This window comes from Pseudomonas sp. RG1 (genome assembly GCF_025910115.1).
Lineage (GTDB): Bacteria > Pseudomonadota > Gammaproteobacteria > Pseudomonadales > Pseudomonadaceae > Aquipseudomonas > Aquipseudomonas atacamensis.
The window spans coordinates 52,037-70,290 of sequence record NZ_JAPCIK010000014.1 but is presented as its reverse complement, the minus strand read 5'-3'; the positions used below and the strand labels follow the sequence as shown (position 1 = coordinate 70,290).

Annotated in this window: 19 protein-coding genes; 1 reads left to right on the top strand and 18 read right to left on the bottom strand. The window is 60.0% G+C overall.

What is annotated here, in order from left to right; all coding sequences use genetic code 11:
• Positions 1-1,669: Ig-like domain-containing protein (locus OK411_RS08950; protein ID WP_264364758.1), on the top strand; the 1,669-nt coding region annotated here is incomplete at its 5' end.
• Between the two features lie 634 nt (positions 1,670-2,303).
• Here OK411_RS08950 and OK411_RS08945 read toward each other — a convergent pair.
• From OK411_RS08945 to fliF, 18 genes are all read right to left on the bottom strand, one after another.
• The gene (locus tag OK411_RS08945) at positions 2,304-2,978 is read right to left on the bottom strand and encodes a hypothetical protein (protein WP_264364756.1); all 675 of its coding nucleotides are present in this window, start codon (positions 2,976-2,978) and stop codon (positions 2,304-2,306) included.
• A gap of 178 nt (positions 2,979-3,156) precedes the next feature.
• Positions 3,157-4,296 carry a flagellar biosynthesis protein FlhB gene (gene flhB / locus OK411_RS08940; protein WP_016771065.1) on the bottom strand — a complete coding sequence of 380 codons (1,140 nt, stop codon included), beginning with the start codon at positions 4,294-4,296 and terminating at the stop codon, positions 3,157-3,159.
• 3 nt (positions 4,297-4,299) lie between these two features.
• Positions 4,300-5,085: a flagellar biosynthetic protein FliR gene (gene fliR / locus OK411_RS08935; RefSeq protein ID WP_016771066.1), complete on the bottom strand. Its 786-nt coding sequence runs from the start codon at positions 5,083-5,085 to the stop codon at positions 4,300-4,302.
• 3 nt (positions 5,086-5,088) lie between these two features.
• The gene (gene fliQ, locus OK411_RS08930) at positions 5,089-5,358 is read right to left on the bottom strand and encodes a flagellar biosynthesis protein FliQ (protein WP_016771067.1); all 270 of its coding nucleotides are present in this window, start codon (positions 5,356-5,358) and stop codon (positions 5,089-5,091) included.
• Positions 5,355-6,113: a flagellar type III secretion system pore protein FliP gene (gene fliP / locus OK411_RS08925; RefSeq protein ID WP_071171446.1), complete on the bottom strand. Its 759-nt coding sequence runs from the start codon at positions 6,111-6,113 to the stop codon at positions 5,355-5,357. Before fliP ends, fliQ begins: the two co-directional genes overlap by 4 nt.
• Positions 6,113-6,565, bottom strand: coding sequence for a flagellar biosynthetic protein FliO (gene fliO, locus OK411_RS08920; protein ID WP_024012109.1), 453 nt, complete (start codon positions 6,563-6,565; stop codon positions 6,113-6,115). The genes fliP and fliO overlap by 1 nt, the downstream gene beginning before the upstream one ends.
• Positions 6,566-7,024 carry a flagellar motor switch protein FliN gene (fliN, locus tag OK411_RS08915; RefSeq protein WP_016771070.1) on the bottom strand — a complete coding sequence of 153 codons (459 nt, stop codon included), beginning with the start codon at positions 7,022-7,024 and terminating at the stop codon, positions 6,566-6,568.
• 55 nt (positions 7,025-7,079) lie between these two features.
• Complete coding sequence (gene fliM, locus OK411_RS08910) at positions 7,080-8,048, bottom strand: flagellar motor switch protein FliM (protein ID WP_003222890.1); 969 nt, start codon at positions 8,046-8,048, stop codon at positions 7,080-7,082.
• A 9-nt stretch (positions 8,049-8,057) separates the two neighbouring features.
• Complete coding sequence (gene fliL, locus OK411_RS08905) at positions 8,058-8,561, bottom strand: flagellar basal body-associated protein FliL (protein ID WP_016771071.1); 504 nt, start codon at positions 8,559-8,561, stop codon at positions 8,058-8,060.
• Between the two features lie 213 nt (positions 8,562-8,774).
• Positions 8,775-10,142 carry a flagellar hook-length control protein FliK gene (locus OK411_RS08900; RefSeq protein WP_264364755.1) on the bottom strand — a complete coding sequence of 456 codons (1,368 nt, stop codon included), beginning with the start codon at positions 10,140-10,142 and terminating at the stop codon, positions 8,775-8,777.
• A gap of 105 nt (positions 10,143-10,247) precedes the next feature.
• Positions 10,248-10,595 carry an Hpt domain-containing protein gene (locus OK411_RS08895; protein ID WP_110602064.1) on the bottom strand — a complete coding sequence of 116 codons (348 nt, stop codon included), beginning with the start codon at positions 10,593-10,595 and terminating at the stop codon, positions 10,248-10,250.
• 30 nt (positions 10,596-10,625) lie between these two features.
• Positions 10,626-12,329, bottom strand: coding sequence for a fused response regulator/phosphatase (locus OK411_RS08890; RefSeq protein WP_264364754.1), 1,704 nt, complete (start codon positions 12,327-12,329; stop codon positions 10,626-10,628).
• A 5-nt stretch (positions 12,330-12,334) separates the two neighbouring features.
• Positions 12,335-12,640: an STAS domain-containing protein gene (locus tag OK411_RS08885; RefSeq protein WP_016771075.1), complete on the bottom strand. Its 306-nt coding sequence runs from the start codon at positions 12,638-12,640 to the stop codon at positions 12,335-12,337.
• A gap of 190 nt (positions 12,641-12,830) precedes the next feature.
• On the bottom strand, positions 12,831-13,280 hold the full coding sequence (gene fliJ, locus OK411_RS08880) for a flagellar export protein FliJ (RefSeq protein WP_016771076.1): 450 nt from the start codon (positions 13,278-13,280) through the stop codon (positions 12,831-12,833).
• Positions 13,281-13,286: 6 nt separating this feature from the next.
• Positions 13,287-14,645 (bottom strand): flagellar protein export ATPase FliI, encoded by a 1,359-nt coding sequence (gene fliI, locus OK411_RS08875; protein WP_016771077.1) that lies wholly within the window; start codon positions 14,643-14,645, stop codon positions 13,287-13,289.
• Complete coding sequence (gene fliH / locus OK411_RS08870) at positions 14,635-15,441, bottom strand: flagellar assembly protein FliH (RefSeq protein ID WP_264364753.1); 807 nt, start codon at positions 15,439-15,441, stop codon at positions 14,635-14,637. The genes fliI and fliH overlap by 11 nt, the downstream gene beginning before the upstream one ends.
• A 4-nt stretch (positions 15,442-15,445) precedes the next feature.
• A complete protein-coding gene (gene fliG, locus OK411_RS08865; RefSeq protein ID WP_016771079.1) occupies positions 15,446-16,465 on the bottom strand; it encodes a flagellar motor switch protein FliG in 1,020 nt (339 codons plus the stop codon).
• Positions 16,458-18,245: a flagellar basal-body MS-ring/collar protein FliF gene (gene fliF, locus OK411_RS08860; RefSeq protein ID WP_071171439.1), complete on the bottom strand. Its 1,788-nt coding sequence runs from the start codon at positions 18,243-18,245 to the stop codon at positions 16,458-16,460. Before fliF ends, fliG begins: the two co-directional genes overlap by 8 nt.
• Positions 18,246-18,254: the final 9 nt, after the last annotated feature.

Here is an 18,254-nt window from a genome sequence, read left to right as displayed (position 1 = left end):
TGCGAAACCCGGTGTGAACAACGGCAGCGTCGAATTCCTGATCCCCGCCGAAGCGGTTGCCGCGAACATTGGCAACAGCGCCAAAAACTTCACGCTTCAATACGAAGTGTCAGGCACCAGTAAAATCCCATCTGAAACGCTGACCGTCACCGTCATGCCACTGCCGGCTGCGGAACTGGACAAGCTCAGCATTGTGCAGGCCGAAGGTGATGAACTTGATCTGAGCAAAGTAACAGCGGGCGCGACGTTACGCGCGGGGGTCTGGGCATTCATGAAACATGGCCAGCCTGTGTGGGCCGAACTGAAAGGCAAAACAGCTCAGGGGGTAGCGCATAATCACGTGATATGGCGAGTGCCAGGCGCTGCGGTCAACCAGACCTGGATCAACGCCGGCAAATATGAACAGGCCGTGCCTGACAGCTATCTGAAGGATTTAGGTCATGACAGCGATCTGGAAATCCATTTCAAAGCGGCATTGACCCTGAGTCAGGTTGAGGCGGATGCGATTGTCGGGCCGGTGAAGCGTTATCGGGTGAAGGCTGTTGAGGATGTGGCGCCGACGATCGACTCAGTCAGGGCCACCGATAGCGACGAGGAAATCCCCGAAGGTTCAATAACAGTAAAAACCGCTGTAACACTGCACGGTAAAGCGACCAAGGGGCAGAAAGTCGAAGTGTTCGATGACACGACGTTAAAAGGCTCAGCGACCGCCGATGCAAGCAGCGGCGCCTGGACCGTGCCGGTCACCGGACTGGTCATGGGCGCCCACAGCTTCACCGCCAAGGCCAAGTACGGCACGGGGCAGAGTTCCGCACCACGAGAGCTGACGGTAACGGCGCTGATTGCGCCCACGCTTACTAATGTGTTGGACGGCGATGGAGAGGAAATAATTGAGGGAGGATTCACCGTCAGTACGAAACTTACACTTCTTGGCAAAGCGAGCAATGCGCAGGAGGTTGAAATCTTCGAAGGAAATGGCGCAAATGCCGAGTCCAAGGGAAAGGCTACGGCGCATGTGACGACTGGAGAATGGACGCTCTCGATTACAGTCACTGAGGGCGTAAGACGGTTGTATGCCCAGTCGTTGTATCACGACGGAGATGTGCATTCCGAGGTGCGGAATTTGACGGTGATCTGTGAGCTAATCGTAGATACGTCTCCAATAGTCTTTAATCAACTGAGTTATTGGATCGATTTAAACGCATCGGGATGGACAAAAACCGGAAACGATCCTGATGGCACATCTGTAACCAAGCCCGTAAGTGGAGGTGTACCCCCATACTCATTTTCCACGAGCGCACCATTAATAGCATCGATCGACGGAAACGGATGTATCCGCAGTGAAGGCAACGGAGAAGCAATCATCACTATATCTGACGCAAAGGGCCAAGAGAAAAAGATAAACGTTACATGTGCCAATGTTAGAAAAATCCTCGTTAACAATAATCTGCAACAGGGAGCCGGTGCGCTGGCCTGGATCGACGCCAGTGGAACACGACTTGATTCAAACGTAGTGATTTTTCTTCGAAAAAAATATCGCCCTAGTCAGAGAAACTATTTCATTATGACTAACGCAGATTACAACTATCCATATATCGTCTTGGTCGGATTCGAATTACGTCCAACTACGAGCGCCCTATACGCTGGCTCCTTGGCAGTACAAAGATGAGCACCTGCAGGTTATTCTCGTGCGGGTGAGTATCTTCGTTGGCGTTATCAGGGACAGACCACGGTTCCCCGCAGATCTTCTGCCCGACTTTTCGCCTTTTAAAATTGAGTATTTAAAAGACATCTCAAGACACGCCTTTAAGGCTACAAATGCTTGCGCCTTTGCCTACAGCTACGCCAGAATCCGCCGGCTTGTGCGCCTTGGGGTTGGGCCTTATCGTGGGTCGGTCGCTGACGAATCAATGATCGGGTTTAGCGACTCGAGTCTATGTAGGCGCACCAGCGCTGCAAACTCAATTGCAGACACTCTTTCTGCAACTGATGTCATGGCGGCTGTACGCGGCAGACCTTCGGGTCTGCCGGGCGCCTACACCCGGTTCGCTAACCTGCGTCCAGCCGCCACCCTTTCTTGTTTAGCGGGTGATGGATAATCTGGAGTTGCCGGGTTGACGCAGGCATTGGAGACACCAGCTGATTGATCCAGTGTCAATTCTGACGCCTTCGCGAGCAGGCTCGCTCCCACCGTTGAACGGCTCCCAAAGTGGGAGCGCGAATACTGGCTAAGGCGCAACAAAAAACCTTGAGGCAGAAAAAACCCGCCGCCCCTTTCAATCGGGGCGGCGGGTTGCAGATCACTACGCCGTTAAAACCTGTTCAGGTGTAATCGGGCCAAAACCGAGCTTCTTGCCGTTGATATAGCGCGCGCCCTTGAGCAGCTCCGTACCCTCGATAACGACGACCTCGTCCTGCGGGTACATAAACGTCACCACCGATATCGGCGTCGTACGCTCCGGCAGCCCCCGAGACACTTTTGTCCGCTGCTCTATGAGGGTGAGAGCCCAATCAAACCAAATGATGGGGAGATCTTCGATCTTGATTTCGCGCTCCGGACTTTTCCAACGGAAGTCCTGCCGCGCCGTAATCAAAAGAGCATTTTCCTCGATGACGAATTCCGGTTTGCCAAATCGTCTCTCCATTTCATTGTCGATCCAGCCATCCAGGTACAAATCCGGATCGGTGAAGAGTTTGAAAAGCATCGCACTGTTGGTGATTGTTCCTGCAGAACCACCAATCACACTGTAGTGATTGTGGTACGCCAAACCCTCCAGCTCCGGCCGAATCGCGTTGCTCGACACCTCCAGATAATTTGCGCTGTAGGTGTTGGCCCTCTGCTTGAAATGGGTGAAGTCCAGCATCAACTTGAAAGTTACGGTGTAACTGATTGCGCGATCGGCTGTCCGTTGTTCCAACACTCCCGAGACGAATTCGACCTCCATTCCTTGCAACTTTATGTAGGGCTGGTGTGCCATGATTGCTTCCTCTGAAACCCGATGCAGGCGCCGCTCCCTGGTACTCGTATCAGATGAACAGAGCGACCAATGCAGGGAAATGCCGGGAGAATTCCCATGGCAATGAGAGCGCCGGCGGGCGCAGCCGTCTACTGTCAAAGTTGACAGGTTCCGAGACTTTCCAGACAAGCGGTAACCATCAGGAATCCCGGCGCAAGTCCGGCGGAATCGGCAAATCATCCTTCAACGGATCCGGCCGCTTGCCCTTGCCTGCCTGGTGCTGGCGGATCTGGTAGACGTAGGCCAGCACCTGCGCCACTGCCAGATACAGCCCGCCAGGAATTTCCTGCTCAAGCTCAGTTGAGTAATAGATCGAGCGCGCCAGCGCCGGCGATTCAAGCAGCATGACGTTGTTGGCCACTGCGATTTCGCGGATTTTCAGGGCGATGAAGTCGCTGCCCTTGGCCAGCAGCACCGGCGCGCCGCCCTTCTCCGAGTCGTATTTGAGCGCGACCGCGTAGTGGGTCGGGTTGGTGATGACCACGTCGGCTTCGGGAATCGCTGCCATCATGCGCCGCTGGGACATTTCGCGCTGGGTCTGGCGAATGCGTTGCTTGACCTCGGGGCGGCCTTCCTGGTCCTTGTGTTCGTCGCGCACTTCCTGCTTGGTCATCTTGAGCTTCTTCATGCTCTCCCATATCTGCACCGGCACGTCGACGGCGGCGATGATGATCAGACCGCAGGCCAGCCACAGCGTGCTCCAGCCCACCAGCAAGACGCTGTGGATGATCGCCATGTCCAGTGGTTCGTGGGCGATGCGCAGCAAGTCGTCGACGTCGGCGGATAACACCAACAGCGCCACGCCCAAGGTAATCAGAAACTTGGCCAGTGCCTTGAGCAGTTCGACCACAGCCTTGAACGAGAACATCCGTTTGAGGCCGGCGGCCGGGTTCATCCGACTGAATTTGGGTGCCAGCGAACTTGCCGCGAACAGCCAGCCACCCAGGGAGATTGGCCCGATGATGGCGGCGAGCAACAGGGTGATCATCACCGGCTGAATCGCCAGCAAGGCGATCAGGCCCGACTCCAGCAAGAACCGGCCCATGGCGCCTTGGTCCATGACCACTTCGCGGGACAGGGTGAAGTTCAGGCGCATCACGTCCATCATTTCTTGCGCGAGCATGCCGCCGAAAATCAGCAGCGCAGAGGCGCCGGCCATCATCACGGCCAGGGTGTTGAGCTCTTTGGAACGGGCGATTTCACCCTTCTCACGGGAGTCCTTTTTGCGCTTCTCCGTGGGGTCTTCCGTTTTGTCCTGACCGCTCTCGCTCTCTGCCATGACTCAGCGCGCCCGTGCCAGTTCGCGTAGCAACTGCAAGGCCTCGCTGGCCAGCGGTTGATACTGGTTGAGAATGTCCGCGAGCCCCACCCAGACGATGAACAGGCCGAGCACCAGGGTCAGCGGAAAACCGATCGAGAAGATGTTCAGTTGCGGCGCGGCGCGGGTCATCACGCCGAAGGCGATGTTGACTACCAGCAGTGCGGTGACGGCCGGCAACACCAGCAGCAATGCGGCGCCGAGGACCCAGCCGAGTTTGCCGGCCAGTTCCCAGTAATGCGCAACCATCAATCCGCCGCCGACCGGCAGCGTGGTGAAACTTTCAGTGAGGACTTCGAACACCACCAGATGGCCGTTCATCGACAGGAACAGCAACGTCACCAGCATGGTGAAGAACTGCCCGATCACCGCCACCGAAACGCCGTTGGTAGGGTCGATCATCGAGGCGAAGCCCATGCCCATCTGGATCGCGACGATCTGCCCGGCGACGGCAAAGGCCTGGAAGAACAGTTGCAGGGAAAAGCCCAGTACGGCGCCAACCAGAATCTGCTCACCGATCAGCAGCAGGCCGCTGAGATCGAGTGGGCTGACGGCGGGCATCGGCGGCAGCGCCGGGGTGATGACCACGGTGATCGCCACGGCGAAATACAAGCGCACGCGCCGCGGAATCAGGGTGGTGCCGAACACCGGCATGACCATCAGCATCGACGCCACGCGAAACAGCGGCAACATGAATGACGCCACCCAGGTGCTGATCTGGGTGTCGGTCAGCTGAAGCAGCGATTGCATGGCTTAGCCGATGACCATTGGAATGTTTTTGTACAGCTGGATGATGTATTCCATGAACGTCTGCACGATCCACGGACCGCCAATGATCAGGGTCACCAACATCACCAGCAGACGCGGCAGGAAGCTCAGGGTCTGTTCGTTGATCTGCGTGGCGGCCTGGAACATCGACACCAGCAGGCCGACCAGCAGGCTCGGCACCACCAGAATAGCGACCATCATGGTGGTCAGCCACAGGGCTTCACGAAAGATATCGACCGCGACTTCCGGCGTCATGGCGAAACACCTCCAAAACTGCTGGCCAGAGTACCGATGATCAGCGCCCAGCCATCGACCAGCACGAACAGCATGATCTTGAACGGCAGCGAGATAATCAGCGGCGAGAGCATCATCATACCCATGGCCATCAGCACGCTCGCGACAACGAGGTCGATGATCAGGAACGGAATGAAGATCATGAAGCCGATCTGGAAGGCGGTTTTAAGCTCGGAGGTCACGAACGCCGGTACCAGAATGGTCAGCGGCGCCTGATCCGGGCTGGCGATGTCGGTGCGCTTGGACAGGCGCATGAACAGCTCCAGATCGCTGGTGCGGGTCTGCGCGAGCATGAAGTCCTTGATCGGCACCTGAGCTTTTTCCACCGCTTGCTGGGCGGTGAGGGTCTCCGCCAGATACGGTTGCAACGCGTCGTTGTTCACCCGGTCGAACACCGGCGCCATGATGAACAGCGTCAGGAACAGCGCCATGCCGGTGAGGATCTGGTTCGACGGCGTCTGTTGCAGGCCGAGGGCCTGACGCAGGATCGAGAAGACAATGATGATCCGCGTGAAACTGGTCATCAGGATGACCGCTGCAGGAATAAAACTCAGCGCGGTCATGATCAGCAGGATCTGCAGACTGACCGAGTATTCCTGCGCGCCGTCGGCATTGGTGCCCAGCGTGATCGCCGGGATCGACAACGGATCGGCGGCGAACGCCAGCGGCGCGGCCAGCAACAGGAGCAGCGTCAAGACGATGCGGAGCGCACCCATTACTTCGTATCCTTTTGGTCCTTGCCAAGAATCTTCAGCAGATGCTGAGCAAATTCCGGCGTCGCTTTTTCGCTGGCAGTGGGGACTTCGACCGGCTCTTTGAGCACATGCAGCGCGGTGATGGTGCCGGGGCTGAGGCCGAGCAGAATCTGCTCGTTGCCGACCTGCACCAGCATCAAGCGATCACGCGGACCTAGCGCGCGGGAACCGATCAGCTCGATCACCTGGCCCTTGCCCGCCGGCCCCGCCTGTTGCACGCGGCGCAACAGCCAGGCGAGGAAGAAGATCAAGCCCAGCACCAGCAGCAAACCGAACACCAGTTGCGTCAACTGACCGGCCACGCCGCTGTTGACCATTGGCGCGGTGGCGGCAGGCGCGGCAGTGGTTGCGCTCGGCTCGGCAGCCAGCACGCTCAACGGCCATGCCAGCAGCACCCAGAGAAACCTTTTCACTCAGCGCAGCTTCTTGATGCGTTCGCTTGGGCTGATCACGTCAGTCAGGCGGATGCCGAACTTCTCGTTGACCACCACTACTTCGCCGTGGGCGATCAAGGTGCCGTTGACCAGCACGTCGAGCGGCTCACCGGCCAGACGATCGAGCTCGATCACCGAACCCTGGTTGAGTTGCAGCAGGTTGCGGATGTTGATGTCGGTACTGCCGACTTCCATCGAGATCGACACTGGAATGTCGAGGATCACGTCCAGATTCGGACCGTCGAGGGTCACCGGGTCGTTGTTTTTCGGCACGCTGCCGAATTCTTCCATTGGCAGACGGTTGGAGCTGGAAGTGCCAGCGTCGGCGGCCAGCAGCGCGTCGATGTCAGCCTGGCCAGCGTCACCGGTTTCTTCCAGGGCCGCAGCCCACTCATCGGCCAGTGCCTGATCGTCCTGCGCGTTCATATCGTCGTTCATCATGTGTCCTCGGCGGGCAACAATTCGGTTAAATACGGGGGTGAAAGGCGCCGCCTCAGCGACGCTCGATCGGCTCGATCACTTGCAACGCGAGGTTGCCTTTGTGCGAGCCCATCTTGACCTTGAAGGCCGGCACGCCGTTGGCGCGCATGATCATGTCTTCCGGCATCTCGACCGGGATCACATCGCCCGGTTGCATGTGCAGGATGTCGCGCAGCTTCAACTGGCGGCGGGCTACGGTGGCACCGATCGGCACGTCGACATCGAGCACGTCCTGGCGCAGGGCGTTGACCCAGCGCTCGTCCTGATCGTCGAGGTCGGACTGGAAACCGGCGTCGAGCATCTCGCGCACCGGCTCGATCATCGAGTACGGCATGGTCACGTGCAGATCGCCGCCACCGCCATCGAGTTCGATGTGGAAGGTGGAGACCACAATCGCTTCGCTCGGGCCGACGATGTTGGCCATGGCCGGGTTCACTTCCGAGTTGATGTACTCGAAATTGACTTCCATGATCGCCTGCCAGGCTTCTTTCAGATCGACGAAAGCCTGCTCGAGCACCATGCGCACTACGCGCAGTTCGGTCGGAGTGAACTCCCGCCCTTCGATCTTGGCGTGACGGCCGTCGCCACCGAAAAAGTTGTCCACCAGCTTGAACACCAGTTTGGCGTCGAGGATGAACAGCGCGGTGCCGCGCAGCGGTTTGATCTTGACCAGGTTGAGGCTGGTCGGCACGTACAGCGAGTGCACGTATTCGCCGAACTTCATCACCTGCACGCCACCTACGGCCACGTCCGCCGAGCGGCGCAGCATGTTGAACATGCTGATGCGGGTGTAGCGGGCAAAGCGCTCGTTGATCATTTCCAGCGTCGGCATGCGTCCACGGACGATGCGATCCTGGCTGGTCAGGTCGTAGCTTTTGACACTGCCGGGTTCGGCAGCATTATCGGTCTGTACCAGACCATCATCGACGCCATGCAGCAGCGCATCGATTTCATCCTGGGACAGCAGATCCTGCACGGCCATGTCGTGTTCCTACTGCAGTACGAAATTAGTGAAAAGCAACTGTTCGATGACCACTTTGCCCAGTTCTTTCTGCGCCACTTCCTGGACGCTGGCGGTGGCCTTCTGGCGCAACATCTCTTGTCCGACCGGGGTCGCCAGTGTGGCGAAATCCTGACCGGAGAAGAGCATCACCAGGTTGTTGCGGATAACCGGCATGTGCACTTTGAGCGCGTCCAGATCGGCCTGATTACGCGCCAGCATGGTGATGCTAACCTGCATGTAGCGCTGACGGCCGTTCTGGTTGTAGTTGGCAACGAAGGCCGGCGCCATCGGCTCGAAAATCGCCGCCTGCTTGCCGACCGGCGCTGCTTCAGCGGCCTCGGCAGGCTTGCTCTGCGCGCCGTGCATGAAGAACCAGGTCGCCCCGACGGATGCACCAATGGCTACCAGCAACGCCAGCACGATCACGATGATCAGCTTGAGTTTGCCTTTGGTTGCGGGGTCTTTTACTGCTGCAGCTTCGCTCTTCGCCATGCCAATAATCCGTCACTAATCGGGGGTTTCACAGTCGCACGGCAAGGCAAGAGCAAGTGTTATGCCAGAAGTGTCAGCGCGTCATCTGAACGGCGCCATAAACAAATGTGGGAGCGAGCCTGCTCGCGAAAGCAATGTGTCAGTCAACATGTATGTTGAATGTCACATCGTATTCGCGAGCAGGCTCGCTCCCACATTGGGTATTGCGTTGTGTCAGGCGTAATAGTCGACCGCGCTGGTGCCGATGACGCTGGTGGTCTGCGCGGCAACTTCCGCCACTGTAGCCGGTGCCAATTCCTCATCCGCCGAATCCAGGCGGCCACCCGCAGCGCTGGTCCGACCACTCTGGCCCTGCTGCGCCTGTTCCTGGCCTTGCTGGCCCTGCCAGCCACGGTTCTGGTCGGCAACGTTGACGTCGACCTGGCCCATGCCCTGCTGGTTGAACATGTCGCGCAGGCGGTGCATCTGGCTGTCGAGCGCTTCACGCACGCTCGGATGCGCGCTCATGAAGGTGACCTGGGTCTGCTGATCCGGAACCATGTTCACGCGGATATCCAGGCGCCCCAGCTCCGCCGGCTGCAACTGAATGTCGGCGGCCTTCAGGTTGACGCTGGACAGGTACATGACGCGGTTGACCACTTCTTCGGTCCAGCCGCTCTGGTGCATGGCGATCGGCTGATTCACTGGCAGCGCATTCGCGGTTTTCGGCGTAGCGGCCTGGGTCAGTGCCGCCAGACGGTTGGCGAAGTCGTCGACGCGGGTGTCGCTGGTAGCCGATTTCAGATCCTTCAGACCATCGTCGATCAACCCGCTGAAAGCTTGTTCGCCGCCTTGACTGGTGCTGTCCTTGTCGGCCTGCACGTCGAGCATGCTGGCCATGCCGGCGGCGAAGTTCTGCGCGGCGGTCAACTCGCCATCGGCCTGAGCCTGAGCAGGCGAAGCTTTCGGTTGCGCTTGGCTGGCGGCGGAAATATGCCCGCCCTGCTCCATCGCCATGCGCACGGCCGGCATCGAGTCGAGCGGGTCGGCCGATGGATCGAAATCGCTGTCGGTGGCCGCCGGATCTTTGACCATGCCCGATACGACCGCCAATGCAGGCGTTTCGGTTTCCGGCTGGGCTGGCGTGGTGACTGTTGGTGCTTGCACCACAGGCGCTGCCACCAACGGCTGAACGACTTGCGCCAGGGCCGGATCAAGCGCCGGGTCTACAGGCGCGGCATCGGCCACAGGGGTTTGTACCGTTTCAGCGGTGTCATCGGCAGTGGCAGTCGCGTCGTCGCTCGTCGCCGCTTTGTCGGCAGGCAACGCTTTGCCGCTATCGGCAACTGCTGGCTCGGGCGCGGCAGACTGATCTTTGCCGATATCCTTTTTGCCGCTGCTGTCCGCGACCTTGTCGCGTGCCGGCTTGACTGAATTGTCAGCGCTCACGGCAGGCTTGGCCGGCGCCTGATCGGCAAACACTCTGGCGAAGCTGGAAGCCTTGTCCCCGGCGTCTGCGGCCATTGCCGACGATTTGGCAGAGGCGGCTTGCGCCTTGGCCTGGGCGGCGGTCTGAAGAAGAATGTTGGGGGTCGCAGGCATGACACGGTCTCCGCTGCACTGGGATCGTAGGTACAGTTGAGCAAGTTAATTGCAAGTGCCGGGCCAGTTTGGCCAGACACTTGCGAAAAGCGCCGGGCGGCAGCTTCAGTGGATGTGGGCGTGGTGCTTTTCGCTTTCGTACACTGGGCGTACTTCGGCGAATTCAGAATGGATATCGGCCACCAGTTGAGCGAGCGCTTCCGGACTTTTGTCCTTGGCATTCGACTCAAGATCCTGGCACAACTCGGCCAGTCGAACCGCGCCCATGTTGCTGGCACTGCCCTTGAAACTATGGGCTGCATCGGAAAGCGCTTTGGCGCTGGTGCTGTCCTGCAACTCGTGCAGGCGGCTTTGCGAGTCTGCCAGAAAAGTCTCTAGCAATTCCGTATAGCCGTCCTCCATCACCTCGCGCAAAGTGTCGAGGACTTCGCGATCTACATGTGTGTCTGTCACTTGCTCACTCCTTGATCAAGAATGGGCGGATTATGCCTCAATCTCCCAGAAAAACTCCACGCTGGCGCTACGACCCTGGTCTGACCAACTGGCGTTGCGCCCCAGTTGCCGGACCAGCCCGATGCCGCGTCCCGACAAGCGGACGTTATCCACGGGCCGCTCCATGACCCGCGCCACATCAAAGCCCTTGCCGCTGTCCTCGACGCGAATGACCAGCCGCCCGCCCTCGCCTTGCGGCTGGACCTGCAGATGCACGCGCACGAAACCGTCTTGCAGCGCCTCCAGCCGCGCCGCGCGCATTTCATAGTAGCGGGCGAAACCTACCGCATCGCGTTTGAGGCTGGAGTCCAGCCCGAGCACGCCATGCTCCAGGCCATTGGAATACAGCTCGGCGAGCACGCTGTACAGCGCTCCGCTTTGCGCGCGCAAGCCATGCACCTCAAGCAGCAACTGCAAGAGGAACGGCAACGGATTGAAGCGCCTGAGCGTGGCGCCGCGAAATTCGAAACTGGCCGACCAGTCCAGCGGGCACGACTGGCCGCTGTCGGAATACACCGGCGCCGCGCCGTGGGTCTGCGCCGACTCAAGCAGACTGACCTCGACCATGCTCACGTCATCACGGGCCTGCCCGCGAAAATCGCGCAGCGCCTGTTCGATATCCTCGAACAACCGATCCGGCTCGCGGTTCGCCGCAAACACCTGCTGCAAGCGTTCGACGCCGAACAACTGGTCATTTGCATCGCAGGTATCGATTACCCCGTCCGATAACAGAAACACCCGATCATCGACGGCCATCGGATACACCTCCGTACGGTCATCGAAGGCTTGCGCGCTGAGAATCCCCAAGGGCAAATGCCGCGCCGGCAACGGCACGCGCTCGCCGCTGGCCATGTGGTGCAAGTAACCGTCGGGCATGCCGCCGTTCCATACCTCCACTGAACGGCTCTGGAAACTCAGACTGAGCAAGGTAGCGCAGCAGAACATGTCCACCGGCAGGATGCGCTTTAACTTGGCGTTCATCTCGCGCAGGGTTTCGGCCAGGCCGTAGCCTTTGGCGGTCATCCCATAAAACACTTCGGCCAGCGGCATCGCCCCCACCGCTGCCGGCAAGCCATGCCCGGTGAAATCGCCGAGCATCACGTGCATGTCACCGGCCGGCGTGTACGCCGCGAGCAACAGATCACCATTGAACAGCGCGTAAGGCGATTGCAGGTATCGGATGTTCGGCGCACTCAGGCAACCGGAATGCGCGACCTTGTCGAACACCGCTTTGGCCACGCGTTGTTCGTTCAGTAGATAGTCATGATGTCTGGCGATCAGATCACGCTGTTGCAGGACCGTTGCCTGAAGGCGACGCAAGCGATCCATCGCCTTGATTTTGGCGGCAAGTATCACTTGGTTGTACGGCTTCGCCAGAAAGTCGTCGCCGCCAGCCTCCAGACACCGGGCCAGCGCCTCACTCTCGGTCAGCGAGGTGAGGAAGATGATCGGCACCAATGCTTCACCCGCCAGTGCCTTGATCTGCCGCGCCGCTTCGAAGCCGTCCATCACTGGCATCAGCGCGTCCATCAACACCAGATCGGGCTGCTGCTCTTTGAACGTTTCCACCGCCTCGGCACCATTGGCCGCTGTGAGCACCTGATGGCCCTGACGGCGGACGATGGTCGACAGCAGCAGCCGGTCGGCGGCGCTGTCTTCGGCGATAAGAATGGTCAGCGGCTCTTGCGCCTGCATGGGCGTCAACTGATGTCGAAGAGTTTGTCGAAGTTGGAAATCGCGAGGATTTTCTTCACATCGGAGCTGCTGTTGACGACACGGATATCCGACTCGTCGCCGCCGGCGTGATCACGCAGCAGAAGCAGCATGCCCAGCGCTGAGCTGTCGAGATAAGTGGCCTCTTTGAGGTCGACCACGATGGATTCGGGTTTGTGTGGGAGCCGCTCGTACGACTCGCGAAATTCCTGATGGCGACCGAAATCGAACCGGCCTTTGACGGCGATCGTGAGCTTTTTCTGGTCTGGAGAGACTTCTGTAACGACTGACATTGACTGGCTTCCTTGTCATTGACGAACCTGTACAAGGTGTAGCACCTGGATAGGGTTGGGGCAAGGCGCAACGGTGGAACAAGTGTGGGAGCGAGCCTGCTCGCGAAGGCATTCTGGCAGTTGACTACAGGCTTGACTGACACGGCGCTGTCGCGAGCAGGCTCGCTCCCACAGGGTTTGGCGGTGTGGTTTAGAAGGCATCACGCCGTGGCAAGCGCTGCGACAGTTCATCCAGCAGCTTCTGCTCGCGCTTGTCTTCCAGGCGTTGCGCCTCGTCGCGATAGCGCTGCACCAGTTTGCGCAAACCCTCGACGCGGGCAAACGCCTGCTGCCATTCCTCACGCGCCTTGTCGAGCTTGTTCTGATGCCAGACCAGGCTCTGCCGTTGCTGGTCGACGGCGGTGTCGAGTTGCGCCAGAAAACCCTGAAAACCCAGCAGCCATTGCCCGGTCACGCCGGTGCTGCCGCGCACGATCCATTGCTGCGAGTAATCCAGACGAAAGGCATTGAGGTCGGCCAGTTTGCTTTCGGCAACTTTGACCTGGCCCTGAAAGTAGGCGAGGCGCTGCACGGCGGCTTTCTCGGCCTTTTCGGCCATGTCCACCACCGGTGCCAGGCGCGCGGCGCGGCTGACGGCCATGGCCGGTTATCCGCCCGCCGCAGGGGCGAACAGGGTTTCCAGATAGGCCTGGCTCTCACCCAGATTGATTTTGTCGTTGAGGCCTTGGCGCTGATACCTGACCAATTGTGGTTGCAGGGAAATCGCCAGATCGGTCTCGCGATCGCCACCGGCCACGTAGGCACCGACGCTGATCAAATCACGGCTCTGTTGATAGCGCGACCAAAGCTGCTTGAAATACTGCGCGCGCTGCATGTGATCCGGCGAAACCACCGCCGGCATCACCCGGCTGATCGACGCTTCGATGTCGATCGCCGGATAGTGGCCTTCCTCGGCCAGACGCCGCGACAGGACGATGTGGCCGTCGAGCACGCCCCGCGCCGAGTCGGCAATCGGGTCCTGCTGGTCATCGCCTTCGGACAGAACGGTGTAGAACGCCGTGATCGAACCGCCGCCCTTCTCCGCGTTACCGGCACGCTCCACCAGTTTCGGCAGTTTGGCGAACACCGAGGGCGGATAGCCCTTGGTTGCTGGCGGTTCGCCGATGGCCAGAGCGATTTCCCGCTGGGCCTGGGCGAAACGGGTCAGCGAGTCCATCAGCAGCAGAACGTTCTTGCCCTTGTCGCGGAAATACTCGGCGATGCGCGTGCAATACATTGCCGCGCGCATACGCATCAGCGGTGCGTCGTCCGCTGGTGAGGCGACCACTACCGAACGTTTGAGGCCTTCTTCACCGAGAATGTGTTCGATGAATTCTTTAACTTCGCGACCACGCTCACCGATCAGGCCGACGACGATGATGTCGGCCTCGGTGAAGCGGGTCATCATGCCCAACAGCACCGATTTACCGACACCGGTACCGGCGAACAGACCCAGACGCTGGCCACGGCCGACCGTCAGCAAACCGTTGATGCAACGGATGCCGACGTCCAGCGGTACGCTGATCGGATCACGGTTGAGCGGGTTGATTGTCGGGCCATCCATCGGCACCCAGTCTTCGGCTTTCATGCCGCCCTTGCCGTCCAGCGCGCGACCGGCGCCGTCGAGGACACGGCCGAGCATGCTCATGCCCATCGGTAAACGACCGGTATCGGCCAGCGGCACCACGCGGGCGCCCGGGGCAATCCCGGCGACGCTGCCGACCGGCATCAGAAAGACTTTGCTGCCGGAAAAACCCATGACTTCCGCTTCCACCTGGGACGGGTGATAGCTGTCGTCATTGATAACCATGCAGCGGGTGCCCATGGCGGCGCGCAAGCCTTCGGCTTCGAGGGTCAGGCCGACCATGCGCAGCAGCCGACCTTCAAGGATCGGCGCGCCGGCAATCTCGGTGGCCTCGGCGTAGGTGCTCAGGCGCTTGGCGAAGCTGGTGCGTTCAAGGCGCATCGCTGGCGTCCGCGCGCGGCTCGTCAGAGTCGACAGCCACTGGGGTGTCTTCGGGGATTTCCAGGCTCAAGTCCGGCGTTGCCGGGTGTAGGGCTTGCTCGTGCAACTGGTCGAACAGTTTGGCCATGACCTGGGTCACCCGCGATTCGACGCTGGCGTCGATGCGGCTGTGCTCGGTTTCAACCCGGCAGCCGCCGGGCAACAGCGACTCGTCTTCAACAATGCGCCAGGTTTCTTCGTGGCGTTCGCGCAGGGCTTTGACCTGGGCGAAATCCTGCGGATTGACGTACAGGCGCACGTTTTCCACGCCCAGCGGCAATAGCTTGAGGGCATCGCGCATGACGTGTTCGATCTGCGACGAATCGATGGCCAGTTCGCGCTTGATCACCTGCTTGGTGATGTGCTGCACGAGGTCGACCAGCGACTTTTCAATCTGCGTATCCTGCTCGGCGATCGGTTCGAACAGGTTGGCCATCAACAGCTCGAGGCTGGCGATTTTCGCCGCCAGCGCTGTTTCGGCTTCCTGACGCACCTTCAGCGTGGTGCTGTGAAAACCTTCTTTTTCGCCAATGGCGAAGCCCTCGTTGTAAGCCTCCTGACGGATGCTTTCGAGTTCCTCCAGGGTCAGTGGCTGGACTTCTTCCAGCGGCACTTCTTCCATTTCCGGCGGTTCGGGCTCCGGCTCAGGCTCGGGTTCCGGTTTCGGCGGGTCGAAGCTGGGCAGCGCCCAGGACTCGAAACCACGAACATCGCGGGCTCGGATCAGATCCGTCACAGACTCGTCAGGCTTATCCATGGGCTTAGATCATTTCCTCGCCGCCCTTGCCACCGAGCACGATCTCGCCGGCTTCGGCCATACGACGGGCAATAGTGAGGATTTCCTTCTGTGCGGTTTCGACGTCGCTGACGCGCACCGGGCCTTTCGCCTCGAGGTCGTCGCGCAACAGTTCGGCAGCACGCTTGGACATGTTCTTGAAGATCTTTTCCTTGACGCCTTCGTCCGAACCCTTGAGGGCCAGTACCAGCACGTCCGAAGACACTTCGCGCAACAGCGCCTGAATGCCACGGTCGTCGACGTCGGCAAGGTTGTTGAACACGAACATGAGGTCTTCGATCTGACCGGACAGGTCTTCGTCGACTTCGCGGATCGAGTCCATGAGCTGGCCTTCGATCGAGCTGTCGAGGAAGTTCATGATGTCGGCCGCACGCTTGATGCCACCCAGGGTGGTGCGCGAGGCGTTCGAGTTGCCGGAGAACTGTTTCTCGAGAATCTGGTTGAGTTCTTTCAAGGCGGCCGGTTGCACGGTGTTCAACGACGAGACGCGCAGGATGATGTCCAGACGCACTTTATGGTCGAAGTTGCCGAGCACTTCACCGGCCTGATCCGGGTCGAGGTACGCGACCACGATTGCCTGGATCTGCGGGTGTTCGTAACGGATCACGTCAGCGACTGCGCGCGGCTCCATCCATTTCAGGCTGTCGAGGCCGCTGGTGTTGCCACCGAGCAGGATGCGGTCGATCAGGCCGTTGGCCTTGTCTTCGCCCAAGGCCTGGGTGAGCATCTTGCGTACGTAGTCGTCGGATCCGACGCCAAGGCTGGTCTGATCGCCGACGATGTCGACGAACTCGCTCATCACCTGCTCGACCTGTTCGCGATGGACGTTGCCCATCTGCGCCATGGCCACGCCGACGCGCTGAACCTCTTTGGGTCCCATGTGGCGCAGCACTTGCGCAGCATCGGTCGAACCCAGGGACAGCAGCAGAATCGCGGCTTTGTCGACCTTGGTCAGTTTGACGGTGGCGGCTCGGTTATCACTCATCTGCGTTAATCCACTCTTTCACGACCTGAGCCACGCGACCCGGGTCTTCAGCTACCAGACTCTTGATTGCATTCAGCTGCGCGTCATAACCCTCGCTCGGGCTCGGCAACAGAATGCTCTGCGGACCACCGAGGCTCACGCGGTCGTTGGCCAGTTCGCCGTCCAGGCCGCCCATGCCACCAAGTTCCACGTCGCTGCCCAGACCGGCCAGCTCCTTGCCTTTGCCACCGCCGGTGATGTTGTTGAGCACCGGACGCAGCACACCAAACACCAGTACGAGGATGAACAGCACACCCAGCACTTGTTTGACGATGTCCCAGAACCATGGCTGGGAGTAGAACGGAATATCTGCAATCACCTCGCCACGCTCGGCGGAGAACGGCATGTTGATCACGCTGACGCTGTCGCCACGGCTGGCGTCGAAACCGACGGCGTCCTGCACCAGACGGGTGAAGCGCGCCAATTCGTCGGCGCTCCACGGCGCACGGCTGGTTTCGCCGTTGGCCGGGTTGATCTTGACCTGATCGTCGACCACCACCGAAACCGACAGGCGATTGAGACGGCCCTGCTGCTGCTTGGTGTGGCTGATCGAACGGTCGAGTTCGAAGTTCTTGGTCGATTGTTGACGCTTGTCCGCCGGGTACGGCGCGAGCATCGGCTGGCCGGTGGCCGGGTCCATGATCTGCTGACCGTTGGCGTCAACCAGTGGCTGACCCGGCTGGATCATCCCGGCCGGTGCGGCGGTGCCACCGGTGGTCTGCGGCGCCGAGGCAGGCGCCGGTGGCTGGTTGCTCAGGGCACCCGGCACACCTTGCGGACCATTGCTGGCGGTGCGTTGTTCGTTGACCGACTGCTCGCTGCGCAACGCCGGTTGGTCCGGGTTGAATTGCTCGGCAGTCGATTCGACGGCACTGAAATCGACGTCGGCCGAAACTTCAGCCTTGTAGCGATCGTTGCCCAGTACCGGTTGCAGAATGTTGTGCACGCGCTGGGTGAGCATGCTTTCCATGCGGCGGCTGTAATCGAACTGCTTGCCGGCCATGGTCATTTCCGAGTTCTCCGCCTGATCGGAGAGCAGGTTGCCCTTCTGATCGACGACGGTGATCTGCGATTTGCTCAACTCGGGCACGGAAGTCGCCACCAGGTTGATGATCGCCACCACCTGACCCGGCTCCAGCGAACGCCCGCTGTACAGCTCGACCAGTACCGAAGCGCTTGGCTTGCGCTCGTCACGGACAAACACAGAACTCTTCGGAATCGCCAGGTGCACGCGGGCACCCTTGACGTTGTTCAGGCTGGAGATGGTCCGCGCCAGTTCGCCTTCGAGGCCGCGACGATAACGGGTCGCTTCCATGAACTGGCTGGTGCCCAGACCCTGTTCCTTGTCGAGGATTTCGAAACCGATGTTGCCGTCGCTGGGAGTGACACCAGCGGCAGCGAGTTTCATCCGCGCACGGGACAGGTCGTCGGCCTTGACCAGCAAGGCGCCGGAATTGGGTTCTACGTTGTAAGGGATGTCAGCGGCGGCCAGGGTTTCCATGACCTGCTTGGCGTCCATGCCGGCAAGGCTGCCGTACAGTGGACGGTAATCCGGCTGCTGCGACCACAGCACCACGGCAAAGCCAATCGCCACGCTCGCAGCCAGACCGACCAACAGGCCGACCTGACGCAGCACGGTCATCTGGGAAAGGTTTTCCAGAAAGGACAGGCCGAACAGCGGCGGTTTGCCGTCGATCGGGGTGGCCTTGGCCGGAACGTTATCAGCGACTGCTTCTGCCATGACTTATTT